This window comes from Paenibacillus sp. PL91, assembly GCF_012935325.2.
In the GTDB taxonomy this organism is placed as follows: domain Bacteria; phylum Bacillota; class Bacilli; order Paenibacillales; family Paenibacillaceae; genus Pristimantibacillus.
On the sequence record NZ_JABBYG020000003.1, the window covers coordinates 45,682 to 71,231 of the forward strand.

25 protein-coding genes are annotated in these 25,550 nt (G+C 46.0%); 4 read left to right on the forward strand and 21 right to left on the reverse strand.

Features of this window, described 5'->3' with window-relative positions:
• Positions 1-14 precede the first annotated feature (14 nt).
• The 10 genes from HI950_RS08940 to HI950_RS08985 all read right to left on the reverse strand — a co-directional run bounded on the left by HI950_RS08940 (position 15) and on the right by HI950_RS08985 (position 12,226).
• Positions 15-1,277, reverse strand: coding sequence for a Gfo/Idh/MocA family protein (locus tag HI950_RS08940; protein ID WP_169083959.1), 1,263 nt, complete (start codon positions 1,275-1,277; stop codon positions 15-17).
• A 31-nt stretch (positions 1,278-1,308) separates the two neighbouring features.
• Positions 1,309-2,196 (reverse strand): carbohydrate ABC transporter permease, encoded by an 888-nt coding sequence (locus HI950_RS08945; RefSeq protein ID WP_169084035.1) that lies wholly within the window; start codon positions 2,194-2,196, stop codon positions 1,309-1,311.
• Between the two features lie 18 nt (positions 2,197-2,214).
• A complete protein-coding gene (locus HI950_RS08950; protein ID WP_169083958.1) occupies positions 2,215-3,105 on the reverse strand; it encodes an ABC transporter permease in 891 nt (296 codons plus the stop codon).
• Positions 3,106-3,191: 86 nt separating this feature from the next.
• Entirely contained in the window at positions 3,192-4,919 is a 1,728-nt protein-coding gene (locus HI950_RS08955) for an extracellular solute-binding protein (RefSeq protein WP_169083957.1), read from the reverse strand.
• A gap of 117 nt (positions 4,920-5,036) precedes the next feature.
• Positions 5,037-6,371, reverse strand: a complete 1,335-nt coding sequence (locus HI950_RS08960) for a response regulator transcription factor (RefSeq protein ID WP_169083956.1) — start codon at positions 6,369-6,371, stop codon at positions 5,037-5,039.
• A 2-nt stretch (positions 6,372-6,373) separates the two neighbouring features.
• Positions 6,374-8,113 carry a sensor histidine kinase gene (locus HI950_RS08965; RefSeq protein WP_169083955.1) on the reverse strand — a complete coding sequence of 580 codons (1,740 nt, stop codon included), beginning with the start codon at positions 8,111-8,113 and terminating at the stop codon, positions 6,374-6,376.
• 403 nt (positions 8,114-8,516) lie between these two features.
• Positions 8,517-9,752 carry an MFS transporter gene (locus HI950_RS08970; RefSeq protein ID WP_169083954.1) on the reverse strand — a complete coding sequence of 412 codons (1,236 nt, stop codon included), beginning with the start codon at positions 9,750-9,752 and terminating at the stop codon, positions 8,517-8,519.
• 89 nt (positions 9,753-9,841) lie between these two features.
• Positions 9,842-10,618: an AraC family transcriptional regulator gene (locus tag HI950_RS08975; protein ID WP_169083953.1), complete on the reverse strand. Its 777-nt coding sequence runs from the start codon at positions 10,616-10,618 to the stop codon at positions 9,842-9,844.
• Between the two features lie 25 nt (positions 10,619-10,643).
• Positions 10,644-11,219 carry a LysE family translocator gene (locus HI950_RS08980; RefSeq protein ID WP_169083952.1) on the reverse strand — a complete coding sequence of 192 codons (576 nt, stop codon included), beginning with the start codon at positions 11,217-11,219 and terminating at the stop codon, positions 10,644-10,646.
• A 236-nt stretch (positions 11,220-11,455) separates the two neighbouring features.
• The gene (locus tag HI950_RS08985; RefSeq protein WP_169083951.1) at positions 11,456-12,226 is read right to left on the reverse strand and encodes a GNAT family N-acetyltransferase; all 771 of its coding nucleotides are present in this window, start codon (positions 12,224-12,226) and stop codon (positions 11,456-11,458) included.
• A gap of 120 nt (positions 12,227-12,346) precedes the next feature.
• Between HI950_RS08985 and HI950_RS08990 the strand changes: the two genes are divergently transcribed.
• Positions 12,347-12,523: a CsbD family protein gene (locus HI950_RS08990; RefSeq protein WP_169083950.1), complete on the forward strand. Its 177-nt coding sequence runs from the start codon at positions 12,347-12,349 to the stop codon at positions 12,521-12,523.
• Between the two features lie 179 nt (positions 12,524-12,702).
• On the opposite strand, the gene HI950_RS08995 is transcribed toward HI950_RS08990, so the two are convergent.
• Positions 12,703-13,275, reverse strand: a complete 573-nt coding sequence (locus tag HI950_RS08995; RefSeq protein WP_169083949.1) for a GNAT family N-acetyltransferase — start codon at positions 13,273-13,275, stop codon at positions 12,703-12,705.
• 187 nt (positions 13,276-13,462) lie between these two features.
• Here HI950_RS08995 and HI950_RS09000 point away from each other — a divergent pair, with 187 nt between their 5' ends.
• The 3 genes from HI950_RS09000 to HI950_RS09010 all read left to right on the forward strand — a co-directional run bounded on the left by HI950_RS09000 (position 13,463) and on the right by HI950_RS09010 (position 16,569).
• On the forward strand, positions 13,463-14,716 hold the full coding sequence (locus HI950_RS09000; RefSeq protein ID WP_169083948.1) for an ABC transporter substrate-binding protein: 1,254 nt from the start codon (positions 13,463-13,465) through the stop codon (positions 14,714-14,716).
• Positions 14,717-14,875: 159 nt separating this feature from the next.
• Entirely contained in the window at positions 14,876-15,724 is an 849-nt protein-coding gene (locus tag HI950_RS09005; RefSeq protein ID WP_223285209.1) for a carbohydrate ABC transporter permease, read from the forward strand.
• A gap of 17 nt (positions 15,725-15,741) precedes the next feature.
• Positions 15,742-16,569, forward strand: coding sequence for a carbohydrate ABC transporter permease (locus HI950_RS09010; protein ID WP_169083946.1), 828 nt, complete (start codon positions 15,742-15,744; stop codon positions 16,567-16,569).
• Positions 16,570-16,745: 176 nt separating this feature from the next.
• On the opposite strand, the gene HI950_RS09015 is transcribed toward HI950_RS09010, so the two are convergent.
• The 10 genes from HI950_RS09015 to HI950_RS09060 are packed head-to-tail and all read right to left on the reverse strand — an operon-like array spanning position 16,746 to position 25,546.
• Positions 16,746-17,591: a pilus assembly protein TadG-related protein gene (locus tag HI950_RS09015; protein WP_169083945.1), complete on the reverse strand. Its 846-nt coding sequence runs from the start codon at positions 17,589-17,591 to the stop codon at positions 16,746-16,748.
• Complete coding sequence (locus HI950_RS09020; protein ID WP_169083944.1) at positions 17,555-18,358, reverse strand: S-layer homology domain-containing protein; 804 nt, start codon at positions 18,356-18,358, stop codon at positions 17,555-17,557. The genes HI950_RS09015 and HI950_RS09020 overlap by 37 nt, the downstream gene beginning before the upstream one ends.
• A gap of 31 nt (positions 18,359-18,389) precedes the next feature.
• The gene (locus HI950_RS09025) at positions 18,390-18,683 is read right to left on the reverse strand and encodes a hypothetical protein (protein WP_169083943.1); all 294 of its coding nucleotides are present in this window, start codon (positions 18,681-18,683) and stop codon (positions 18,390-18,392) included.
• Between the two features lie 5 nt (positions 18,684-18,688).
• Positions 18,689-20,455, reverse strand: coding sequence for a proline-rich domain-containing protein (locus HI950_RS09030; protein WP_169083942.1), 1,767 nt, complete (start codon positions 20,453-20,455; stop codon positions 18,689-18,691).
• Between the two features lie 27 nt (positions 20,456-20,482).
• Positions 20,483-20,971, reverse strand: coding sequence for a TadE/TadG family type IV pilus assembly protein (locus HI950_RS09035; RefSeq protein ID WP_169083941.1), 489 nt, complete (start codon positions 20,969-20,971; stop codon positions 20,483-20,485).
• Entirely contained in the window at positions 20,910-21,131 is a 222-nt protein-coding gene (locus HI950_RS09040) for a Flp family type IVb pilin (RefSeq protein ID WP_169083940.1), read from the reverse strand. The genes HI950_RS09035 and HI950_RS09040 overlap by 62 nt, the downstream gene beginning before the upstream one ends.
• A 23-nt stretch (positions 21,132-21,154) precedes the next feature.
• Positions 21,155-22,087 carry a type II secretion system F family protein gene (locus HI950_RS09045; protein WP_169083939.1) on the reverse strand — a complete coding sequence of 311 codons (933 nt, stop codon included), beginning with the start codon at positions 22,085-22,087 and terminating at the stop codon, positions 21,155-21,157.
• A gap of 4 nt (positions 22,088-22,091) precedes the next feature.
• Positions 22,092-23,033: a type II secretion system F family protein gene (locus HI950_RS09050; protein ID WP_169083938.1), complete on the reverse strand. Its 942-nt coding sequence runs from the start codon at positions 23,031-23,033 to the stop codon at positions 22,092-22,094.
• A complete protein-coding gene (locus tag HI950_RS09055; RefSeq protein ID WP_169083937.1) occupies positions 23,026-24,369 on the reverse strand; it encodes a TadA family conjugal transfer-associated ATPase in 1,344 nt (447 codons plus the stop codon). The genes HI950_RS09050 and HI950_RS09055 overlap by 8 nt, the downstream gene beginning before the upstream one ends.
• Positions 24,335-25,546 carry an AAA family ATPase gene (locus HI950_RS09060; protein ID WP_169083936.1) on the reverse strand — a complete coding sequence of 404 codons (1,212 nt, stop codon included), beginning with the start codon at positions 25,544-25,546 and terminating at the stop codon, positions 24,335-24,337. The genes HI950_RS09055 and HI950_RS09060 overlap by 35 nt, the downstream gene beginning before the upstream one ends.
• Positions 25,547-25,550: the final 4 nt, after the last annotated feature.

Here is a 25,550-nt window from a genome sequence, read left to right on the forward strand (position 1 = left end):
AATCTTTCACCTCATTATATTAGGATGCTTTTTGCAAAATCCTTGAGATTGACGCTGTTACCATCCGTTCTTGATTGCTCCGCCGCGAAGGCCATTAAATGGCTTTGAATCGATTGACTTGCCGAAGTAAGACCCTGGCTCTTGCCGTCTTCTCTTACCAGTTTTAAGAAATCTTTGAGTAAACCCATATCACCGCCGCCGTGACCAACGTGACCTCCCATATCTTCAAAAGAGATTCGCTCAACCTTGCCGCTGCCGAAATGAATCACTTCAATTTCATTCTTCTCCATGGCACCGCGGATTTCCCCTTTGGTTCCCATAAGCTTGATTGTACGGCTGACGTCTCTAGTAAATGCGCTCATCGTAAATGCTGCAGTGACGGAGTTAGCGAATTCCAAATTCACAACCTGATGGTCAACGACATCATTGTCACAATGATAAACGCATCTGCCGTAAGGGCCTTCCTCTAGCGCCTTATAACGCGCACTATAGCTCAAATCATTACTAATTGCCGATGTTGGCCAATTCGTATCCTCTGTTAAATAGTGCTTAGGCGCATAGTAAAGACAATCATCTGCCACAGGACAACCGTCCAAGCAGCGTAGCGGAGCCCCTGCCGGCGCTTGATCGGATGTAAAATGAGAGAGTGATCCAAAGGAGGATACACGAACACATTCCGACCCTGCTAACCAGAGCAAAATGTCCAGATCATGACAAGACTTCGCTAGAATCATTGGGCTGGAGTCCTCCTTCCGGCTCCAATTTCCTCTCACGAAGCTATGTGCCTGATGCCAAAATCCTACATTTTCATTATGCGTGATAGAGATCAAATTTCCAATCGTTTCATGATCTAGCAGTCCTTTAATGGTAGAAAAGAAATTAGTATACCGAAGCACATGACAAATCGAAAACACACGGTTTAACTGAGACGCCTTTTCTCCCATAAGCAAACATTCTTTGGCATCGGGAGACATCGGCTTCTCAAGCAGCACATGATAGCCTGCCTCGAGCGCTTTCATTGTCGGATCAAAATGCTGTTTATCTTGCGTGCAGATGAGTACGGCATCCGCGAGTTTCGGCAAAGCGAAAAAATCATCCCAGTTCTCAAAACACATCTTATCTGGAATGCCATGCCTAGCTTGGAAGCTCTCCCTGCGTTCAACAACCGGTTCGGCAACGGCTACAACTTGCAGCTCATTAGGATGCTGAAGAGCATACTCCAAATAGTTGACTCCCCGTAATCCCGCTCCAATTATGGCAACTGTAACTTTTTTCATGAATGATCTCTCCTCGTTGTCGTAAGTCTGTCTATTCCTTGACGCTTCCTACTGTCATCCCTTTAACAAAATACTTTTGCAAGAACGGATATACGAGCATAATAGGCAAAGCGCCCATAAAAATTTGCGCATTTCGCAATGTCTTCTCGCTTAGGTTATCCATCACTTTGAGCTGCTCGATAGACATCGAAGACATTTGGGCATTAATCGACATAATTAATGTAGACAGATAGGTTTGAAGCGGGTACTTTTCTGGTGAATTCAAGTAGAGAATACCGTCAAACCAAGAGTTCCAATGCCCGACAATCGTGAACAATCCAATGGTTGCAATCGAAGGAAGCGATACTGGCAAATAAATTTGCCAAAGTACCCGTAAGTGTCCCGCACCGTCAATGGTAGCTGCTTCATCCAGTTCTCTTGGAATGGATCTGAAAAAATTCAACATGAGCACCATATTCCATACATTCAATGCACCAGGCAAAACGAGTGCCCAAATCGAATCAATGATGCCTGTATTTTTTACAATGATATAAGTAGGAATTAAACCTCCGCCGAAAAACATCGTAATTGCAAAGAACCATACGTAGGGAGTTCTGAATTTAAACTGATTATTCGATTTAGCGAGTGGAAAAGCTGTAATAAATACAAGCAGCATGTTTACAGCCGTCCCAAGCACGACCCGCTGAACGGAAATCCACAATGAACGGAAAAACTCGACCTTCTCTCCCAAGTATTGATAAGCATCCAAGGAGAAACCGACAGGCCAGAGTTTAACTTCTCCTGCCATCGCTGCCGTATTCGAGCTAAGGGAGATGGAGAGTAAATGAATAAACGGGATAATGCCGAGCAGCGTAATAGAAGTTAACAACAACGTATTGAATACGACAAAAAGCTTTCTGCTGATTGATTGTTTGTGTATCACCGTATTACCTCCGCCCTAGAATATTCTGTAATTGTTAAATTTGTAAGCCGCATAGTAGGTAATGGATACCAACCCTAATGATATGACCGATTTAAAGAGGCCGATTGCCGCTGCCGGACCGAATTGTTGACTAAACATCCCTAATCGATAAACGAATGTATCAATAATATCTGCACCTTCATAAACAGTCGGATTATACATAATTAGAACTTGTTCGAATCCAGCATTGAGAATTCCGCCTAAGCTTAATACGCCAAGCAAAATAAGAATTGGGGCAATGCCTGGAAGCGTAATATGTATGACTTGCTTCCATTTTCCTGCTCCATCAACCTCTGCTGCTTCATAAAGCGTTGCATTGATGCCTACAATGGCTGCAAGCATAACAATCATATTGTAGCCCATGCCTTTCCAAACATCTGATCCAATGACAATACCTCTGAACCAGTCATTGTCGAGCATAAACATAATCGGCTGAAATCCAATACCGGTTATCAAGCCATTAATAGGTCCGCTTAGAGAGAATAGTTCAATAACGACGCCTCCAAGCACGGTCCATGATAGAAAGAACGGAAGGAAGATGGCGGACTGAATGAAGCCTGAGAACCATTTTCTTGTTACCTCATTTAGCAATAGCGCAAGAATGAGAGGAACCAGCAGAAACAGGACCATTTTGGAGATCGCGATCATGATCGTATTCCAAATTACCTGACTGAAATTCGGCAAAGCAAATACGTAACGGAAATTTTCGAGGCCAACGAATTCTGATTTAAAAAAACCGGATAATGGTTCAAACTGTTGAAACGCCATGACAAGCCCAGCCATAGGACCGTATGCATAGATCAATGTAGCGATAACACCAGGCAATAACATCAAATGCAGCAAATATTCTTTTTTCAGCGTTCTCATGGATGACCCTCCTAACCAGCTACTAATAGTAAAGCGGGAGGAGTTGTCGACTCCTCGACTCGTCTCTCCCGCTTTTTAATTAAGATTTAATTTTTCGACTGCTCGCTATACCATGCATTGACTTCTTCTGTAATATCATCGCCGCCTAGCGACTTCCAGCTTGCAACGAACTTATCAAATTCATCAATAGAAGCGCCCATAATGATTTTTGTAAAGGATTCTTGCATAAGCTTATCAAGCTGAGCGCCCTTCTCTACTTGTGTTTTTGTAGGAAGGCCATAGAATTCATTGTTTACAAACGCTCCGCTTTCTTTAATCTTACGAGTCGTTCCCCAGCCGCCATCTTTAGCTGCACGGCTATAATATTGACCCCAATTTACGCCTTTGGAAGCATCTTTTGTATTTCCTGCAAGATAGTCGGTTCCTGCTTTGAAGACATCCGCTACATTCTTGAAATTCTCGTCGTCCAGCGTAATTTCAGTCTGTTTGGCATCGAGCGCCTTGTTCACTTCCGTATAGATCGTTTCAATCTGGGCAGGGTTGTAGATACGCGGATTAAACCAGTTATAGACATAACCGTTCTCTGCTTTGTTTTTTTCCAAATATTGTTTGTTGCCCATCTCGATATAGAAATTGATCATTTTAATGGCTGCTTCTGGATTTTTCGCTTTTTTGTTTACAGCGAAAGCCTTGCCAGCGCGAATTTTCGGAACAAGTGATTTTGCCGGACCTTCTAGCCCTGGAATTTGAACGGCAATCCATTCAGCCTTCGGATCATTGTCAATATTTAAATTAAGCGGCCAGTTCGGGTACCACCATTCTCCGTAGGAAATACCAACCTTGCCCGAAGTAAGATCTTCTACCGCTTTGTTCTCATCCTTCAGAGCAAACTCTTTATTGAGAATGCCATTTTGGTACCAAGACTGCAGCTTGCTAAGCGCCGTCTTCACCTCTGGCTGAATAAGACCTGGTATAAGTTTATCTTCACCATTTTTGAGCCAAGCTGTCTGAGCATCACCAATGGATGGATAGGCACCGAATCCGTTAAATAATCCTCTTACATCAAATCCCCAGAAAAACAGCGTTTTCTGCAATGAAATACCGTAAGTATCATTCTTGCTATTTTGATCCGGATCATTTTTCACAAACGCTTCTGCTACCTTTTCCAGCTCATCGATTGTTGTAGGCGCCTGTAAGTTCAAATGATCGAGCCAATCCTTCCGAATCCAAAGCAATTGAGTAGATAGGAATGGATCTTCAAAAGCTGGAATCGCTAGTTGTTTGCCATCTGAGTTATAGGTCTTCATTGCAAAACCGCCATCAGATTCCATGTACTTCTTAAGTGTTGGCGATGCATATTGCTCATAAGCTTCTGAAAGATCAGCGAGCATATCTTGTTTTTTCAGCTTCTCGAAGTTTTTCGGGTCCAGCTCTAAAATATCAGGCAGGTCACCCGATGCCATCGCGAGTGAAAACTTTTGTTCAAATTGGCTGGAAGGCACGGTCCATTTATATTTCACTTCGATGTTCATCATCTCTTTGAGATCTTTGAAGTAAGCATTCTGCTCGGGTGTAATTCCTTTTGGCGTTCTTGAATCCTCAGGTGGATTAAATCCAAGTACTTCTGTAACCGTAACCGGCTCAGGGTATTTACCGAATGGATCTGGCGGATTGACTTCAGTCTGGTTGTTCTCTGCTGACGGTTTTGAGGTTTGATTATTTGCCTTCTCATTTCCTTGAGTTGAGCATGCTGTGATCGCTGAAAGAGACAGCGATAACAATAAGATCATTTTCATCGTTCTGACATTTTTCATATGGAACACTTTCCCCCTTTTGATAATGCTAGTAGCCCTAATCCCTGTGTTTATTATATTTCGAGAGGGAAAGCGGTTTCAATTTCACTTTTTTTACATCGCTTTTGTTTTTTTTACTTATTGTGAATTTCGATACTCCTGAGGTGAAAGACCGGTCATTTTTCTGAAAAAAGTCGTAAAATACGAAGCCGAATCAAAACCCGCCTTACTCGCAATTTCATTTAATTTCAAGGATGTATTCCTCATCAGATCAATGGCAACCGTCATTTTCGTAGATTGAATATACTCTAATAAATTATGTCCCGTGATCTGCTTGTAATAGCGAGACAAATAGGATGGATTAAAATGCACCTCTGCCGCAATAGCCGATAGAGACACATCATTGGACAGATTGTTATGAACATATCGATGAATTTGTTCAATTAGCAATTGTTTAAATTCTTCCTGCTTCATCTCTCCGCTCATATCGGATTCACAGCCGGTTGATTTTTCGTAATCAACAATAACCATTTTTTGACCGAATGCCGCTCTTTTCTGAATCATTGCGCGAATGGCTTCCACTTGGAGTTGGAGCGTATCCCACTTCCCTAACAGATCACCAGAAATGCCGAATGAAACCGAAGCTTCCAGCACCTCAATGCATTCATTCTGTACAAGCTCCAAAATGCCTTTCATGTAAGAAGCAATGCCATGCCCATTTACATCCGTATCCGGTTGATCCCCTCTAAAGCGTCCCAATAATTTCTCATCCGCTTGAAGAAGCCACACAAGTGAGCTGCCCTTGTAGACCGCTTTCTCCCCGACTATGGAAGCCGGCAAATGATTGTCAAAAATCCGTTGTACCGATTCCAGCACCTTTAAATTATGAACCTCCAGCCGATCCACTTGCCCTACAAGGAAGAAAGAGGGACGCTCAGCAGCAATGCCAAAGTCCACATCTGCATAAATGGGTTGGGTCAATAGAGTAGGAAGCGGCTCCCCGCTCAGCATGGCTTCCATCAGTTCTTTTTTTAGATAAGGCTCCGCGATTTGAATATGCCTTTGCGCCTTTTCCTGCTGCAGCCTAAGTCGCTTCTCTTCTTCCAGTTTACCGATAACTTCTTTAACCGCTTGGAAAATCGGCTCAATTCCTTCTGTTTTCAAGATATAGTTTTCTGCATTTTTTTTTAGCGCTTCGTATACATAATTAAATTCGCTATACCCCGTAAGAAAGATTACCCGGCATGAGGGCCAATAGTATACCATTTCATCCACTAATTGCAGGCCATTCTTCTGAGGCATACGAATATCGCTGATCAAGATATCCAGTTTCGTTTTCTTTGCTATTTCAAGCGCTTCACCGGAGGAATATGCTTTACATATATCCAGCTCAAAGTCTTTGTTTCCCTGAAAAAGCTGTACTAGGCCATTCACAATGACAGGCTCGTCATCTACGATTAACAATCGGTACATTATTATGCCCCCTTATTCTCAAGATGAATGATAAGCTCCACTTTCAAACCGCCGTATTGGCTTCGGGAAACGAATAAGCCGCTGCCCGCTCCATAAATTAGTTTTAGCCGATTGCTCACGTTAATTAATCCTGTTTTCTCAACCTGCTTAGTTTTGACTACCAGCTGCTCCTGCAATTGCTCTATTTTATCATCGGTTAATAACCCGCCGTTGTCTTCTACGGTGATGCGTATCGTATCATCCTCATGGCTAGCTCCAATATAGACAACCCCGTTCATCGTACCATCTTCAAAGGCATGATCAAAGACGTTCTCGACAATCGGTTGAATGATGAGTCTTGGAACGTAAACGGTATGCAAATGATCTGAAATCTCGGTGTATTCATACGAGAACCGATTAGAAAAGCGTATACATTGGATTTCGCAATAATCGAGCGCATGCTGAAACTCCTTGTTTAGGAGCACTTCATCAGAACCGCTTCTTGTAATGTATTGATAATAGCTTCCAAGCTTTTGGGAGAGCTCCGCGGCACTATCGGAATCGCCTACTTTGCACATCATATAAATATTAAAAAAGCTGTTGTATAAAAAATGAGGGTTGATTTGAGATTGCAGCTGCTTTAATTCCGAATGCTGCAGCGCTATTTTTTGTTCATAGTTTTCTTTTATTGAAACTTTCAACCGATGTGCCATCCGGTTGAAGCTTTGAAATAAATAATGAAATTCATCCTTTGTCTTGGATTCGATGACTAGGTTTAGATTATCTGTTTCAATCATTCGAAATGCCTTGCCAAGATTGGACAATGGGCGATGTATCATGACATTAACCGAGAACGAATATAGCAAAAGAATGATAATGGTAATGCTGAACAGGAGGTAATACAGCGTATAAAATTGACTTAACGAACTTGTGATCTCATTTTGATTCACATACATAATTAATGACAAATTTAAAGAGCTGACAAAATTGTGTATAACAAAATAATGGATGCCGTTCACTTTCTCCATTTTGGACATACTGTCAGCTTGATCATTAGGCTCTTTAACCAGTTGTTGCTGTACTGCAATGGCTTGACCCTCTTGCGTCGTGGAAAATACACTTCCCAAGCCGTCGCTGCCAAGCAATACCTCTGACTCCTGATATAAGGTCGTAATTTGATGCAGCTCTTCGAGCAGCTTCACTTTCGAAATTTCAATATACGACCATATGCCGTCATTATTCGCCGTCTCAATAAAGAATATCCGATCTCCGTCTCTATAAAAGGAAGGCTTGATTGCAACTCCTAATAGTGTAGAAATGAGTTTATATTCGTCATTTGGCGTATTGGTAACACCATTCGAAATAGAGATGGTTTTTCCTTCTGATGCAATATAAACCCCTGCATTAAGCACGTATTCGCTAGAATTCATGAGAAAGCTTAATCGATCCCTCACTTGTTCAATCAGTTTAACCTCATCATATATCGCAAGGCTTCCTCCCCTAAAGCTAAGCTTTTGCAAATCTTCGCCGTTAATAAATCCCAATTGCTGAGTGCGAATAAAATACATTTCCTTATCCAGTTGCTTAGCGTAAAAGGAAGCTCCCGCTTCGGCTGAATCCAGCAGCGTATTTTTTGAAAAAGACATGCCCTTGTAATTGACCCAGATGTTCATCGCAATGAGAGGAACAAGAAACACGATAAATACGATGACAATTTTCTGATAGACGAACCATTTCGCTTTGCCGGCAGCCTGCAATTTCATAGGATATCCCCTTTTTCATCAGCATCTTCTCTAGTCGGTACTCGAAGCGTTGTTCTTGGAGTTGGAGTGCAGCCAGATATAGATATTTTCCCAGCGTAGCATCGCCCCTTTTGCTTAAACTTCATACTAAGAGCGCCTCCTTGATGGTATTGGGTTATAAACCCGTCTACAAACCCATCATACCGAGGCGCTCCTTTTTTGACAAAGGCCAAATGTTAGGCCCTATGGAACGTTTAGCTTAACATCAAGAAGTCACTCATTCGTAAAATCTCATAACTTAATTGGTCTATATCCGCAGCAGCCGGCCATCATGGACATGGTAGTCATAAACCCAGTAAAACAAAAACCCCATCGTTCGGCAAGCTAGCCTTGCGGACGATGAGGTTTTTCTTCAAAACCTCAATCAGACAACCTTCGTCTCTTCACGCCCGGCGCTCCTCTTATACAGCACCAGCAGCGCCATACTTGCCGCGAACGATAGAACAATCAATAGGAACGGCAGGGAAGGATCGAGGCGGTAAGCCCATCCCCCAATAATGCCGGACGGTGATACGACAAGCAGAATCAGTACGGACAGCATAGCAAATACGCTTGCGCGGTTTTCGTCGTCAATGGCGTTGGCGACCGCCGCTTCCAAATACGGATACGTCATCATCGTACCCGCCGCGGCGAGAACGGTGCTGACGATCAGCCAAAACATCATGCCGGGGAGCGGGAGGATCAGCAGCAGATTGGACACCAGCGAGATGAAAAAACCCCACAGCATGACCGCGTGAAGTCTGTTATCGCCCAGCCGGGGCAGCAGCAGCCACATCGAGAGGAGCATAACAATCGAAGTTACGGCCGGGAATATAGACACAAGACCGCTGTCCAGCTTAAGATCATCCACGAGAAAGAGTGATAAGTAGGTCCCTTTCATCGTAAGCTGGAACTGGAATAGAATGTAGACGCTGAAAATCATCAGCAGTGACTTATTCTCCGCCATTCCGCGGATAACCCCTTTGTACTCACGCAGACCGGCCATAAAACCTACGCTGCGGGTTACCGCCATTTTGCGTAGTCCGATCTCCGTCTCACGGGTGGCAAAATGCCGTCCGACGAATTGAATCGTCATGCATACGCAGGCGAGCACATACATGATCCGCATGCCGGGAATCAGGCCGTAATGCGCGACGAGCAGTCCGCCGAGAGGAGCGAACAAGCCGCCAAGCATGGCGACGAACTGAAGAACGGAGAAGACGAAGGTCCGGTCCTCCGGTTTGGTATCCTCCACAAGTAAGCAGTAGAACGCGGTATGCGGAACCCTCTGAAAACCGTTCACGACGGCCGCGACGATAAAGAACCAAATATTTTGCGATACTGCCCAGAGCAGGGTGCCGACCGTCCAACTGAGCACGTCAAAATAAAGCAGCGCCCATTTCCTGCCGAGCCTGTCGGTCAGATAGCCGCTTATGAAGGATGAGAATACCTGCACAAGCAGGGTCAGCGTGGTGACCCAGCCGATTTTCGTCTCGCTCATCCCCATTTCAAACATATAAATCGTGGCATACGTGCTGAACATGCTGTACGGGATTAGAAACAGCGGCTCGTACAGAAGGCAGCCGCGCGCATTTTGGGGAAGTCTGGATAAACCAAACATCTTTTTCCTCCAATCACTCAATCAACTAGCCTTTAACCTTACTAATTAGTTCGGCCAGAATGACAATTATCCTTTTTTCAAACTCCCCCTCAATATATATGTGACATATATTCAAATGCTGTTGTTCCATATACGCTTTTAAAATGTTTATTTAGATGGGTCAAATCAACGAAACCACATTCAGCTACTGCTGAATATATATCTCCATTCTTTTCAATTAATTGCTTTGCTCGCTCTATCTTGCAGTTAAGAAAGTATTGGTAGGGCGAAACTCCAGTATGAGCATTGAACAATCGGATAAACTGGAATTTCGATAAATGAAGCTCTTTACTGATCTCCTCAAGCTTAAGTACTTTCTCTAAATTGGAATGAAGCATATCCTTTGCTTTTCTAATTAGAGCATTACCTTTCTTATCATCAGTGGAAAGATTAGTATGAATAAGGCTATCCGTGAGGGATAATAGCAATTCGCTGCACAAAGCCTCATCTTTATCGCTTAATATGGCATGAGAAAGACTTAAGATTTTTTGTTCAAGCCCATAATCATACACAATAGGGGTTGAAAAACGCACAATATCCTTTTTCTCAATAACCTCTAAAAGCAGTTGTGGCTCAATATATAGCATAATATAGTCAAGGCCTGTTTTATCATGCGCCATTCCGTCATGTGCCTGTTCTGGATTAAAAAGCATAACACCGTTTGGATAGGATAATTGTAAAGTGCCATCCATGTTATATTGTTGAATACCACGCAATGTTACACCTATTGCATACTCCTTGTGAGAGTGCTTTTTATACATAAAATCAGTCATACTTGCTGACAACGCAGTAATACCTGCCGATTTTTTATAAATAAATTTGTTCATTCCATTCACCTCTTAATAAGCTTACCTACATCCATATCATGATTGCGGCGTAAGCTAAAGATAACGCCATCATTACATTAACAGTCTTCTTATGTTTCTGTAAAAACTCCTTGAAGATGGTACCGAAAAGAATCCACGTAATAAATGCTGAAAATCCAATAAGCGTTATAGCTATAATACTTATCATCACCGCAGGCACTGCGATATAGTGGGGCATAATAAAACTAGGAATTACAGTCAATGTGAACAGCACAACCTTTGGATTTAAAAACTGCATAAGGAAGCCAGACATAAAGGTAGCCGTTTGGTTTACACGTGGATTTGATGTATCCATTCTGTAAATTTGGTAAGCGAGACAGAACATATAACAGCTTCCGATTATCTGCATAACCATTATTATTTTTGGTATTATCGTTATGAGCATGGTATTCAACACAGCAGAAATAACAAGTAATAAACCAAAACCAATAGTTGCTCCATACGAATATTTCATTGCTTTTTTTGCCCCAAAATGATGTACGGTGGATAATATGACGATATTAGTAGGCCCTGGCGTAAAAGTAGCAATCATACAATAAATAAAAAAAGATGTAATTTCCATGAGAAAACTCCTTTCAAGCTTTCTCATATCCTACATCTAAAAATGATATGCCTATAGTATATTATTGCAGATATAAAGCTTCTTCCGCCATGGATCTGAGTGGAAAAAATATGGATAGCCAGTGAAATGATTTAATTTTGCTCCCTTAGCAACACAAAGAAAAAGAGCAGCTGCCGCAGCAAACTGCTCCCTGTTTGTACAACTAGCGTTACTCGTCGTCGTATAGTAAGAACACGCTAAACGACTTTGACATTCAATAGTCTGGTTTTCGTGACCATACCCGCACTCTCCAGCGTTCTCTTAGAGGCTTCGTTATAGTACCAACATCCACTTACAGGCTTAATCCCCTGCCTATCACACCATTTCCTTAATTGTAAAACGATGACTCTCCCAATTCCTTGTTTTCTATATGCCTCATTAGTTAGCATCCCTATGCTTGCTAATCCTTTGAACATTTTAGACTTCTCAACCACTCCGATTCCAAGTAACACAGCTCCCCTATAGTATGTGAAGAGTTCTCCACTTGCAATCCGCCGTTCGTATTGGTCAAGAAAATCTCCACAGATTTGTTGTATTTGTTGTAGGTCTTCTAAATTAGCAAGGCGAAATGATTCATCACTTGAAGGATTACTCTCTATTATGTCTGCTTGATTGTCTTGGAAAAAGTAAGCTTGTTTGTTGATCGTGAAGTCCTTATCTATCGCTAGGCTAACAAATAGTTCATCGCAGGTCGGAACGAAAAGCGAGTTCACTGTATGACGTTCAAGCACTTGGCTAAACATCTTCTGCGCGTACATTTGGTAGGGACGACTGATGTAGAATTGGGTAAGAAGTTCGTTATTGTGAATAGCATAGTACCCCACTACGTTAGATCCCTCTTGGATCATGTAAAAGGTCGATGCTAGAATATGCTCCTCCAAGAAGGAATCAAAAGGTGAAGCTAGCTCGTGGATGTATTCGTCAATAAGATATTGAATTTCATTGATAAGACATTTTTTTGTAATCATCCCAAACCATCCTTTCATGTCGGACTACTATTAATTCATAATAACCAAAACGCAGCCCTGTTTCGCCCCGCTCCCAAATGGGTAATAACCTAATATCCTATTGAAAAGGAGATGTTGAGCATGAACGACCACAATGGACTTAGCGACAAAATCAAAAGCGGCGTATCCAAGGCCAAGGGTGAAATTAAGGACCAGATAGGGAACGCCACAGGCAACTCCCGTCTTCAAGCAGAAGGTAAAAAAGATAAATTAAAAGGCGAGGTCCAAGAAAAAATCGGCGAACTGAAAAGCCGGTGACGGCAAGCAGCCACACCCGCAAGGCCTTCCGCCTTGCGGGTGTTTTAATGTTGTAAATTGCGAAATAAACAAAGGCTTAAGCGGTACGCTGCCCTTAATCGAGAAAAAAGCAGCCCGTTCTAATAGCTAGCCCCCCGTTAGTTAGGCGATGTCTCTGTGATTGAAACTAATGCTTTTCGCTATTTAGTGTTTGAAACAAACGCAACAAATTCGTCTTTCGTTAGACCAAACAGGATGGAATCATAATATCGTCCATTCGTAAAAAAGACTTGGCGACGAACTCCTTCTTGAACACATCCGACTTTTCTCAGCATTGCAGCCGAGGCTTCGTTTCCTTCAAGAACGTAATTGTTGAACTTATTTAGTCTTCGCTCGAAGAAAGCATATTTTAAAAGTATAGTTACGGCCCTTGTACCGTAACCCTTCCCTCGGTGGTCTCTATCTATTTGAATACCGATGCTAAACGTGCCGTTTCTTTCGTCGATACTGTTTAGATTAATCCCACCAACATTGTCACCGTCCAAGTTTTCAATAATAAACATGAGACGATTCGATGAGAAGTCAGTAAATTTTTCTGCAAAAGATTTTGCCTCTGTAACTGTAGGCGGCAATTCAACTGCACACTCTAAAAGGCGCCGTGCAGGGGTATCAAAACGGTTGATATAGTGATCTTCCCAATCCTCTGGTCGTATTGCACGCAATCTTAACGCTTCATCCTGCCAAAAATAATTGCTGTAATCGATATCTCGCATGGTGTGCCTCCAATCCGTTTCATGTTACTAATAATAACATACCCGATAGAGTCTAGTATTTCCATGGAAACGTTTCAACGTGGCAATACTAGCTTTTTTCTATATTTTACAAGATTCAAGGATAAACGAGAGGTTTATTATAAAGACATATGTAATTTGAGTTTAACTAGGTTGGGAGGCGGATCAAATGACTAAAAAACGAGCCGTATTATTGCTGATGATACTAATAATGGGGCTGTGTGGCTGTACCAGCGAATCGTCTACCGACGAAAGGAAAGTGCTTACGCTTTGGTACTGGAACCGCGGTTTGGATGACGAGCTTATAGCGTCCGTTGAGAAACAATTTCCTAATGTGCGAATCAACGCCCAGAAAATTGGAGGCGATTTCAAATCGAAGCTGAAAACGACGTTGGCCGCAGGATCAGGCGGACCCGACATCGTAGCCTTTAACGACTGGGTAACCGAGATGTTTCCCAATTCGGATCGCTTCTACGATTTATATGAGCTAGGCGCCAAAGATATTGAGAAAGATTTTCTGGAGTGGAAATGGCAGCTCGGGGTAACACCGGATGGTAAAATGATTGCGCTTCCGATCGACACTGGACCTACAGGCTTATATTACCGGGCTGATCTGTTCGAGAAAGCAGGAATTCCTAGCGATCCAGATGAGGTAACTCGTACGGTACGTACGTGGGAGGATTATTTTGCGCTGGGCGAGAAACTACAGGCTGCTCTAGGGGAAGACGTTAAGCTGACCGACAACATCGGCAGCATATATACGCAGGTTAACGCACAGAGCGATACGATTTATTTCTCCAAAGACGATACCTTTATCGGAGAAGATCCATCTTCATCGATGAAGAATGCCTGGGACCTGGCGGCTAAGGCGTCCCAATTGGGACTGCTCGCAGACGCCAACGGCGGTTCGTCCGAGTGGAACGCAGCGATGAGTAACGGTAAAATCGCTTCTTTTGTCGGGGCGGTCTGGAATAAAGAAGTGCTTCAACAAGCTGCGCCTGATACAGCCGGAAAATGGCGGGTAGCCCGTGCGCCTGGAGGCGACGGCAATAATGGCGGATCCTTTCTAGCCATCATGAAGACAAGCAAGCATCCCAAGGAAGCGTTTGAGGTTATGAAATGGATACAGAGTGCTGAGAATCAGGTCCAGACATTCCGCAATATCAACTTGTTCCCATCAACTATTGAATCTCTTGAGGACAGTGCGTTTCTGAAGAAAGAAGAATTTTTCGGCGGTCAGGCAACCGGTGAAATCTTTACCGAATCTGCCAGGAATGTAAAGCCTGCTTACTTCGGGCCAAAATACGCAAATATCAACGGTATTGTAAACCGGCAGCTTCAGTCCGTAGCTCTTCAGGGAAAAGATCCCGATGAAGCATGGGAAGATGCTCTTGCGCGTGTCAAGAAAGAACTTCTGCGCTAATTAAATGTTGTTTGTCTGGATAGTTAACTAACGAGGAGGTTGAAGCAAATGGCACAATCCTTGCATAACCGGCCACAGCACACATCAGGTCGACATGTTGGTCTGACTGAACGGAAAACCGGGCTCGCCTCTGAAATATGGAAGCACCGCAAAGAGTATATGGCCATCTCCCCTTTCTATTTGTTGTTTGCTATATTTGGGCTTTTTCCGATAGCCTTTTCCATGTACCTTTCTTTTCAGAAATGGGACGGAATCGGTAACATGACCTTTAACGGCTTGAACAATTATCAATTCATGCTCACGGATGCCGAGTTCTGGAAAGCCGTCGGAAACACTTTCCTAATCTGGCTATTCTCGACGATTCCGATGCTGTTCTCAGCTCTCGTAATTGCTTTCCTGCTGAATTCGACGTTGGTGAAATTCCGCACCTTCTTTCGTATCGGATATTTCATTCCGAACGTCACTTCACTGGTTGCTGTAGCGATTATATTCAGCACTTTATTTTCCAACAATTACGGTTTGCTGAACTACATTCTCTCTTTATTCGGCTTGTCATCGGTTGAATGGCTTAACAAAGCTTGGGGAATCCAAATTGCCGTTTCCCTAATGGTAATATGGCGATGGGTCGGCTATAATGCAGTCATCTTTCTGGCAGGTTTGCAAAGTATTCCGACCGTATTATATGAAGCAGCCAAAATGGATGGGGCATCCGGAGTACAATCCTTCTTCCGGATTACGGTTCCGATTCTGAAACCGATCATTTTGTTCACCGTCATCACCTCAACGATTGGCGGCATGCAAATATTCACAGAACCGCAAGTGCTGGTCGGCAACGACGGCGGCGTTAACGGCGGCGGGCTTACCATCGTGCTTTATTTGTATCGGGAGGCATTTATTAATAACTATTTCGGATATGGTGCAGCCGTCGGCTGGGGCATGTTCGTGCTGATCGCTTTGTTTTCAATCGTTAACTGGAAGCTCGTCCAAGGTAAATCGGATAATAACTAACAATCGGGGTGATAGATATGCCAACCAACAAATGGAAAACAACGCTGCTCCATCTCGGATTGATAGCCGGCTTTATCCTTTCTATTTTTCCTTTCTACTGGCTACTCGTGATGTCAACGCATACAACGCCAGAAATTTATAGCTATCCTCCAAAAATATGGTTCGGGAGCCATCTCTTCGATAATATATCGAGGGTGATGGCAAACATTGATTTTTTCGGCGCGTTTTTGAATACGCTGTTCGTTGCAGCCGCTTGCACCTTGCTGGTTCTATTCTTTGACTCACTAGCTGGAATAACCTTCGCCAAATACCGTTTTCCAGGGAAAAAGTGGCTCTTTATTCTTCTTCTCGCAACGATGATGGCACCGGCCCAGCTATCGCTCGTCCCTTCATTCGTCATCATGGCCAAGTTCGGATGGGTAGGAACGTACAAGGCCTTGATTATTCCGGGCATGGTAAATGCGTTCGGTATTTTCTGGATCAAGCAATATGCCGAGGATTCGATCCCATCTGAACTGATGGATGCCGGTAGAATTGACGGCTGCGGTTTTTTTCGCATCTACTGGAACATAACGCTGCCTATTCTGCGGCCCGCGCTATCCTTCCTGGGCGCCTTCACATTTATCGGTGTGTGGAATGATTATCTCTGGCCGCTCATTATCCTGACAGATGAGAGCAAGTTCACGCTGCAGGTTGCCCTATCTTCATTAAATGGAATATACACGACGGACTATTCCATGGTTATCGCAGGGACGCTCCTTGCTGTTGTTCCGTTAATTGTGCTGTTTCTCTTCATCAGCAAGCAGTTTATATCCGATATTGCAGCCGGTGCAGTCAAGAGCTGAATACGCCAAAGGCAGCTTGTAAAGCGTTGAAACCAGTATTCGAAAATAAATATTGCTTTGACTAAACAAAAGGGCTGCCGATATGATCGGCAGCCTCTCGTCATTACGCTATCGTGTCCCGTTGCTTGAATCAAGAACAAGGATTTCTTTTGCTTCAAAAGCTTTGCAGTTTTTTACTACCAATAGATTGTAAAAGGTGGCTTGCCGCTTACGTCAATGGGAACTTCCTTAGAAGAAATGCCTGCGGCGGCGCCGGTTATAATATCTTTTTCGAAGCCGATGCTGTCCAGCTTCATCGTACGCGTTGCTTTTAGAAGAAATTTGGGCTCGCCTTCTACGGGAAAGGTCAAGCTGCCGCCAGCTTTGCCCTTGTTAGCCGCAACGGCTTCTCTCGCAGCCGCTTCAACCTGTCCAGCCTCACGCCTAATGACATCGTATAGAAGCTCGCCATTCTTTCGCGCTGTGTATTCATCCGCGAAGTAGCTCTCCTTGGCAACAAGCAGCCAATGCTCTTCCTTATCAAAAGTTTCATCCTTAATCAAACCGCGCAGCTCTGGGCTGTCGATCAAGTCTTCAAGCTTAAGCGCCGGCACCGGCGGAATAACTGGGCCAGATGAACCGCCTTCAGCTTCGCTTCCACTCTCAGGCAATGGGGATTCTGCCTCTGTGTCAGGCACGGCAGGCTTAAGCAGCTCGCTGTATTCCAGAAGAAAGGCTTCAATTTCATTCTCCGCCTTGTCCTGCATAGCCTCCTCATATTCCTCCCGTATCGTCTGAACAGCAGTGAGCGATGCTGCATCGGCGATGTTTTGGGCTTGGCGCTTCTCAATAAAAACAGTAAAAAAATAAAATAAATAAACGCTGACGATGATTACAAGCGCCAAGGTGCCTATCGCTAGCAGCGACATGCTTCCGCGCTCATTCTTCACGGTTGCAACGATACCGCTCCGACAGGAATCTCCCTTCACTTTAAGCAACACCCTTCTTACTGTTCGTTCTTGTCGCTGTACGATACGATCCATTGCGCCGCTTCCGCTCTCGTTACCGATCCTTGCGGATTCAGCTTCGGCGTTTTGCCGAACACGGCGGTGTACGAAACATCTTCATTGGTTAAATATTGATCAACAGCCCTTATGAATATTTGGCCTACCTTATCCCCGTCTCCATAAGGCTTCAAGCTAAGCTCCGCAGATGCGAGCGGAATAATCGGATCGATTACGCTATCGGCGCTTTGATACCAAGCCCATAGCAAGCACAGCTCTTCGCGCGTTAGCTCCTTATCCAGCTTCATCGATTGATCCGGGAATCCGGTAATGACTCCGGCTTGGTGCAGCCCTTCTACCAGCTCAAAGTCTGCATGCTCCTTCGGCACGTCGATGAAGCTCGGTGCCGAAGGCTTATAAGGCTTAATTCCTTTGTTGTCATATCCGTACATCCAATGAATGAATTCCGATCTTGTAATTGCCTCGTTCGGCCGGAAATTGCCGTTCGTATCCGGTTTAATACTCCCGCTTTGCAGCAGGTCCGAAATGAACGTCTCAGACGGATGACCTGCGATATCATTAACCTGAACAGGCTCCGGCTGTACCGATTCCTCCGGCGTCTCCGTGTTTTGCTCCTCTTGACCGGACGGAACAGTGTCCGTCGTAGGAACAGGCGATTGCGCTTCGACGACAACGTCGTTTGAAGGCACTTCGCCTTCCTTGGTCTCAGCCCCTCCGAAGCAGCCTGCAAGCATAACGGAAGCAAGGCTCATGGATAAAAATAAGAAAGCCATTCTTTTATGCAACGATGATACACATCCTTTTCTCCGGCTGACGCTAATTCATATACCTCCACACCGCTATAATTACGCCGGCGGCTGCGACTAATCCGATTCGCAGGTTATAGGCTTTTCGCGTTTCAGCATCTGCTTTGACATACATAGCCAGCAAAAGCAACAGGCCTGGAATGTAAACGACAATCAATATTAGGACTGCGGCTTGGAAGCTCACATAATCATGATCGCCGGCCAAATAGCACATTATAAGAAAAACAACTGCAAAAATACCGGTATTCCACCATAAACCGCGAAGCAGCTGCTTATCCTCCAGCTCCCGGATCCGCTTCAGCATCCCATTCACTTCCCTAGTCCGAATTTATCCTTAACCGGCTCCTCTATCGCTTTCTCCGTCAATTTCTCGACGATTTTCTGCTTGTTTTCCATCTGTGTCAGCTTATCTTGGTTCTCCAGCAGCCTGTCAAACTGGTTTTGGGTAACCTGATGTCCGTCTTGGCCCCAGTGACGAACCGAATTCGGGTTCGCACCGTTATTCCAAAGCCGATCAAGCTGCACATTCGTCATTTTTTTGTTGCCAATGTTCGAGGAATCTACCGTGATGCCTCTGGCCTCAAGATCAGAAAGCGCCGTGCCTACCTGTTCATTCGTCCGCCAGCGATTTAACCGCAATCCAAGCAGCGGCTGCAGAATAAATGCTTTAAAAAAGCCAACCTGCGACGCATTCCCAGCATCCGCGTTCTCTCGCTTAAGCAGCACATTGATCGTCATTGACTCAAACGCGCTCGCAACAAAGGAGGACAGCCGTTTCCCAAGCTTGCTCAGAGCTTGCTTGCCGACGATATCTCCGATTTTATCAAAAATAAGCGCCCCCGCAACACTTTCCGCGAGCATCAAAGCACCTTCCTGCAGACCAGGCATTTCTCCTTCAAAAGCAAGCTTGCTGAATACGCTCGTTCCCATATTAAGCAAAACCGTAAAACCAAACGTTTTCGAAACGATCGCCGATTTGAGCGTTGCGACCGGCGCATGCGCTAATGCCGAAATACCGCTTCTAAGCGCGCTGAATGCCCCCTTCGCGAAGGTTGCTATTCGCGTGCCTGCGGCCCGCATAGCTCCCCGCACCCCAACATTCGTAATGAGCTGCCAACCGCCGCGGAAAGCCGCGGCAATTCCCGCTTGACCGATAGAAATAACCGATACCGCTGCCAGTCCGCCAATCCCGATCCCTTTCAGGAAATTAAAGGAATCCCCTGCATATAAAGCATATACAGCTCCCGCGATTATACCCGCGGCAGCCGCCACAATCAACAAAGGTACGCCAATCGTTACTCCAAGCACTGCCGCAACCGCTACGACGACAACAATGACGATAGCAGCTCCAATGGCGCCGGCCAATCCTCCCGTCGCCGCCTGCTTTACATGACCAAAGAAGGTCTCATACCATGGCTTGCTCTTTGGGTCTTTCGTGCTCTGCTCATCGGTATCCGACGTTTGGGTATCCGACGTTTCAGTATCCGATGTCTCCGTATTCTCTGTTCCTGTATTCTCTGTTCCTGTATTCTCTGTTCCTGTACTCCCTGTTCCTGTTTGACCCGTACCGCCAGCCTCACCAGTCTGCGGATCGGTGCCGCCTGGCGTGCTGCCGCCTCCGCTTGTTCCCGGCAACTGCGGACCCTGAGGATCTTTCGTTCCTTCGGGCGTCCCCTTGCTGCCTGGCTGCTCCGGGGATTGAGGCTTTGCTCCTTCTATACCGCCGACTTCCGGAGGCCCTTCCCCTTTACCGTCAACGGCTCCTCCGTCCGTACCGCCACCCGAATCATGGCCTGGAAGGTGACCGCTTCCGCCAGGTGAATCGGGCAATCCGCCCTTGCCAGAGCCAGGATCGGTATCGCCTACTTCATAGGTTGGGGGATTGCCTTTGGTGCCATCCGGTACGGCTGTATCCACAATAATTGGAGCCGCTGGGACGCTTTTGTCCGGAATCGTGTAGGAATCAAGCTGCGAATCAATATCAGCCTCTTCCGCAAAAGCGGAAGGAACAGCTGCACATATCCAAATTAGGATTGTCAACGCAAGAAAGAAGCGCTGTTTCAAGCTTCTTCGCACCGTAATCACAACCTCTCAGCCAGCGGGCTATTTCAACTCTTCCTTGCGCACCGTCACCTCTGACGAGACGGGAAGCGATATGCCGGAGGATCGAAATAATCCTCCTGTCACGATGGGAGATTCCAGCGTAACCTTGACGGTTACAAAGGTATCTGACCCAGAATTATACTCATGCTTAGATAGGCTGTTCACCTTATATTTGCCTGCTGCGTTGCGAACTGCAGCCTCGTAGTTCGCTCCAGACGTAAGTTCAACCATTGCAGCGCGCGCGCCTTCCATTGCAACTTGCTTAGCAACGACAACGGTCACGCCTGCATAGACGAATTGGGTAACGATGAGTATCATCAACAGAAATAAAGGCAGCACTCCAACAAATTCAATCGCTTGGGAGCCCTGCTCATTTCCTGTAAGCCGCCTCAAACGGCCGAGATGGTTTTCTCGGCCTCTTTTGCGGTTAAAGACTGATTTTATCGATAAAGTCCTTAAGTTTGTCAACCAGTTTTTTCGCAATTCCATCACCGTCGCTTCCAAACAGCTTAATCATCGCGAGAATGAGTACGACGGCAAGGGCAGCAACCCCGATGTATTCAATGGCTTGCGCGCCGCGCTGATTTTTTGTATGATTCCATATTTGAACTGATTTGCCGTATAGTTTGATTCCAAAATTCGTCAGCATGATCCGTTCACCTCCTCTCCTTATTACATGTTGAATGCATCCCAAGAAATGCCAAGACCTTCCGGGTTATACATAAAGTTAAGAACGAGCAATCCGATTACGCACAGGATGACAGCCGGTAGGATAACAAAGGTCGTAATAAGCGTTACCTTAGGACCGGCCTTCGCAGCCCTTTCCTTGATTCGCCCGATACGCGATTCGCGCATGTCCTCAGCAAGCAGCTTGAACGTATTGGCTATCGGTACGCCCAGCTTGCTGCCTTGAATCAAGGACAGGATAAGGGTCTCCAAATCCTTGCATTGATTGCGGTGCATTAAGCGCAGATAAGCCTGCTCTCGCGGCACCCCGATATCCAGCTCCTGCTGGAAGCGGCTCATTTCCTCCTGCAGAGGCCCATCCATCGTCTTCACGATTTGCTTCATCGCAGGATCCAATGGCACACCAGCCTGCAGCGTCACGCTCATGGCATCCATAAAATCTGGAAGCTCAATCGCGATTTGCTCCTGTCGCCGTGCGGCAGCCGAGCGAATCCACATCGGCGGAAACACAAGGCCTGCTGCAAACAAAACAAGAATCGTACCGCCGCCGCCTATGCCGAGCCAAGACAAAACCGTCCCTCCGAACAGACCGGCGAACAGGCACAAAAAGCGAAAGCCGTAATAGGAATCGAGCTGCAAGCCTCCCGGATAGCCGGCTAGCGCTATTTTCCGCTCCAGCTCCTCCTCATTCGAGAACATTCGAAAGCGGCGCCCGATCGGCGCAAGCTGCTTAGACCATGCGAAAATGCGCACAGAAATGCGATTTGTCCATTTTTCTTTCTTTTTCCGCTCCAGCTTGATCAAGCCCAGCCGCTTGAGCAGTGCTATGCGATGCAGGCGATATCGCCAAAATAACAGCATAGATAAGCACCAAACTGCGAATCCCGCATACAACAATGCTTCAGTCCACTCATTCATATCGTCACGCCTTTATATTGGATACTTTGCGAATCATCAGGAAACCTACCGTCATTAGCAGCAGCACTACAGCTATAAGGACCATGCCGGGCACAGTGAATATCGGCATAATAAATCCTTTAAACACCATATTGAACACGACGATCAGGAATACCGGCATTAACGCAAGCGTGAGCGCTATATAACGCGATTCCGCTGTCTGATTGCTAATCTCTTTGTTCATGCGCTCGCGCTCCTCAAGCGTTTTCGCCAAGTGGTCAAGCGCCTGACCAAGATTGCCTCCCGCCTGCCGCTGCACGATAATCGTCTGCGTTAGCAAGCGAATATCCTTGCTGGTAAAACGCTCATGCACGCGCTCGAGCACCAAATGCAGCGTCGTACCCATTTTGAGCTCCCTGGACATGGTTTGAAACAATAATCCCGCAGGCGGCTTCAGCTCTTTCGCTACGATATCAATTCCTTGCTGTACGCTCATGCCGGCGCGAATGCAGCTTGACAGCATGCGGCATACCTCGGGCAGCTGCCGGTTAATTAACTGACTGAACTTACTGCTTCGGGACTTGAGCCATTGCTTCGAGCCCAAATTGGTAACAAAGTAAGCAGCAAGCATATTGTAAGGCATGCCAAGTCCCATCATCCGTTCTACGAGTATAGAAAGCACGGCCCACAAAACGATCAAAATGAGCAGCCAATCGAGCGGGCTCAGCTTTAAATTAGAGGCTGTCAAACGGTCCTCTAGGCTCCGTCCAAACTCCGTTTGCTTAAAACGGAGAGATAGCCGATGATACGTTCCGCGCGAGGCCTTGGCCTCCTCCGTATGCAGCTCATCCAGCTTGCGGTAAAGGCCATTCATCCGCTTGCGCACGCTGCCTAGCTCATAAATGCCGAGCGTGCCGAGTGCTACCGTGAGAAATAAAACGATGCATAACCAAAGCTCGTTAGACATGAGTTACTTCCTCCTGGCCCGGGGCAAAAAAATCAATGCCAAGGTCATATCCGTACGCCTTCAGCTTCTCATAGCATTTCGGAACGTAGCCCGTAGTTTCGTACCGTCCGATGCTTTTTCCGTTTGTGCTCGTGCCAGTTCTAACATAGCGAAAAATATCCACGAGCTTCAGTTCGCCCGCTTCATCGACCGCCTCAGCGATGGATACGACCTTTCGCGAGCCGTCGGACAAACGAAGCGTTTGAACGACGATCTGGATTGCGGCGGCAATGAACGGCCTTACGACCTCCGCCGTCATCGAGGTATTGCTCATCAGAATCATCGCCTCCAAACGCGACATGGCATCGCGAGGCGTATTGGCATGCACCGTCGTCAGCGAGCCTTCATGACCGGTATTCATCGCTTGCAGCATATCCATCGCTTCGCCGCCTCGCACCTCACCGACAATAATGCGGTCCGGCCGCATCCTAAGCGCGTTGCGCACAAGATGGCGTATCGTAATTTCACCGCTGCCCTCCATATTTGCAGGCCTTGCCTCCAAGGAAACGCAGTTTTTGCGGCCCAGTCTAAGCTCAGCCATATCCTCGATCGTAATGACGCGTTCTCCGACGGGAATGGCTGCGGAGACGACGTTCAAGAGCGTTGTCTTTCCGCTGCCCGTACCGCCGGAAATCAGAATATTCATCTTTCCGGCCGTCGCTGCCTCAAGAAACTCGGACATTTTTTTCGACAGTGATTGAAATTCAAGCAGGTTGTGCATCGCGTACGGGTCCTTCTTGAACTTTCGTATGGTCAGCACAGGACCGTACAAAGCAATCGGAGGAATCGCGGCGTTAATCCGGCTGCCGTCTTCAAGCCTTCCATCTACAAGAGGCGAGCTTTCATCAATCCGTCTGCCGATCGGAGCGACGATTCGGTCAATAATATGGCGAATATGCTCTTGATTTTTGAACGATATGTTCGAAAGCGTTATGGTGCCTTTTTTTTCTATGTACACTTCATTCGGACCGTTTACCATAATTTCAGTAATATCCTCGTCCTGCAGCAGCGGCTCAAGCGGTCCATAGCCGACCGAATCATTTAGAATCATATCCAGCAGCTTCGTTTTGTCGAGCTGTGTAATGATGACTTTCTCCTGCTCCAGCATATCGGTTATGAGCTTCTCGATCGTCCGCCGCTTCTGAAAGTTGGGTAGCTTAATTAATTGATCCAGATTCGTTTCTTTTAAGAGCCTTTCCTTGTAATGGTTGAACAAGAAGTCAATATAATCTTGCGCGGTCTTTTCAATTTTCGGCGAATCCTCAAGACGACTGCTTAGCTGATGGAAGATGGACACGGTTCACGCCCCCTTCTTGCTTAAGCAATGCTGCAGCCAGAGTCATGTAATCCTTCGCAGGACCTTTGAGTCCCTTCACCTTCTTCTCGGTCAGAAGCGGCTTTCCAAGATTCATAGACGTTTGTACGTTGCGCTTTACGTCCTCTGACAAAACGCCGACAACAGGAATCATCGTCATCTTCTCCAGATGCTCCAGCGTGACGTCATTTTTTTTGCTGTGCCTGTTCACCACAATGGAAAGCTTCTCCTCGTGGGTCAAATGGTAGCGCTCCAGAATATCAAAAACGCCTTTCATCCTCACAATCGACGGCCGGTCCAAATGCAGCAAATACAGCACGCGGTCAGCCTGGCCCAACGCGCAGATCGATATTTCGTTCAGCTCCTTCGGTAAATCCAGCACGATATAATCAAAATGCGCGCGGCAAGCGGCGAATAAAAGCTCGATATCCTCGCCCTTAAAGTTTTCAGCCTCCTGCGGGTGAGCCGGCGACAGCAGCAGATGCACATCGGAAGGAGCCAGCTTATACAGGACATTATCCAACTGGCTGTAAGTCAGTTCCCTTAGCACAGACTTCAAATCGCCTAAATTGCGTTCGAACTGTATGTCGAGATATTGCTGCAAGCCGCCAAATTGCATGTTTAGGTCGATGAGCAGGACGCGGGCTCCGGACTGAATCGCAAGCCCTTGCGCCAAATTAATGCCTGCCGTTGTCGTACCCGAGCCGCCCTTGGCGCTATAAAGAGCAATAACCTCGCCGCCTTCTGAGCCGGTTGAGCCGGAGGATCTGCTCCGGTCCCGGTTATCCGAAGTTTGACGTACGGTTTTTTCCAGCAGCAGCTCGAGCTGCCCAAGCTCATCCGGAACGCGGAGAACGTCGGAAACTCCGCAACGGTACAGCTCGCGTATTTGCTCAAACTTGCCCTCGCGCGACATGAAAATGATAGGCGCGCTGCTGTTAACTTTTTTTAACTGCTGGATGATTTGCGGAATGCTCATCTCCTCGAGAGGTTCGGCAAGGAGCACGACTCGCGGCTCCAGCGGATGCAGATGCATATAGGCCTCTCTTGGCTTATCAATGGTTTCTCCAATGCTTAGGTTGAGAAAGTTGACATGCTGGACGAGCTGCTGCATCAGGCGGCTGTCATCTGTAATGATCGATATTTTGGCAGTGTTCACAGGC

Bases quoted from the DNA above. Each gene is read 5' to 3' on its own strand.
- HI950_RS09045 (WP_169083939.1), bottom strand. From the start codon at position 22,087: ATGAATGAGTGGACTGAAGCATTGTTGTATGCGGGATTCGCAGTTTGG.
- HI950_RS09000 (WP_169083948.1), top strand. From the start codon at position 13,463: ATGACTAAAAAACGAGCCGTATTATTGCTGATGATACTAATAATGGGG.
- HI950_RS09050 (WP_169083938.1), bottom strand. From the start codon at position 23,033: ATGTCTAACGAGCTTTGGTTATGCATCGTTTTATTTCTCACGGTAGCA.
- HI950_RS08955 (WP_169083957.1), bottom strand. From the start codon at position 4,919: ATGAAAAATGTCAGAACGATGAAAATGATCTTATTGTTATCGCTGTCT.
- HI950_RS08965 (WP_169083955.1), bottom strand. From the start codon at position 8,113: ATGAAATTGCAGGCTGCCGGCAAAGCGAAATGGTTCGTCTATCAGAAA.
- HI950_RS08990 (WP_169083950.1), top strand. From the start codon at position 12,347: ATGAACGACCACAATGGACTTAGCGACAAAATCAAAAGCGGCGTATCC.
- HI950_RS08980 (WP_169083952.1), bottom strand. From the start codon at position 11,219: ATGGAAATTACATCTTTTTTTATTTATTGTATGATTGCTACTTTTACG.
- HI950_RS08975 (WP_169083953.1), bottom strand. From the start codon at position 10,618: ATGAACAAATTTATTTATAAAAAATCGGCAGGTATTACTGCGTTGTCA.
- HI950_RS09035 (WP_169083941.1), bottom strand. From the start codon at position 20,971: ATGGAATTGCGAAAAAACTGGTTGACAAACTTAAGGACTTTATCGATA.
- HI950_RS08960 (WP_169083956.1), bottom strand. From the start codon at position 6,371: ATGTACCGATTGTTAATCGTAGATGACGAGCCTGTCATTGTGAATGGC.
- HI950_RS09010 (WP_169083946.1), top strand. From the start codon at position 15,742: ATGCCAACCAACAAATGGAAAACAACGCTGCTCCATCTCGGATTGATA.
- HI950_RS08985 (WP_169083951.1), bottom strand. From the start codon at position 12,226: ATGATTACAAAAAAATGTCTTATCAATGAAATTCAATATCTTATTGAC.
- HI950_RS09040 (WP_169083940.1), bottom strand. From the start codon at position 21,131: ATGCTGACGAATTTTGGAATCAAACTATACGGCAAATCAGTTCAAATA.
- HI950_RS08970 (WP_169083954.1), bottom strand. From the start codon at position 9,752: ATGTTTGGTTTATCCAGACTTCCCCAAAATGCGCGCGGCTGCCTTCTG.
- HI950_RS09025 (WP_169083943.1), bottom strand. From the start codon at position 18,683: ATGCTGAAGCGGATCCGGGAGCTGGAGGATAAGCAGCTGCTTCGCGGT.
- HI950_RS09015 (WP_169083945.1), bottom strand. From the start codon at position 17,591: ATGGATCGTATCGTACAGCGACAAGAACGAACAGTAAGAAGGGTGTTG.
- HI950_RS09005 (WP_223285209.1), top strand. From the start codon at position 14,876: ATGGCCATCTCCCCTTTCTATTTGTTGTTTGCTATATTTGGGCTTTTT.
- HI950_RS08995 (WP_169083949.1), bottom strand. From the start codon at position 13,275: ATGCGAGATATCGATTACAGCAATTATTTTTGGCAGGATGAAGCGTTA.
- HI950_RS08940 (WP_169083959.1), bottom strand. From the start codon at position 1,277: ATGAAAAAAGTTACAGTTGCCATAATTGGAGCGGGATTACGGGGAGTC.
- HI950_RS08950 (WP_169083958.1), bottom strand. From the start codon at position 3,105: ATGAGAACGCTGAAAAAAGAATATTTGCTGCATTTGATGTTATTGCCT.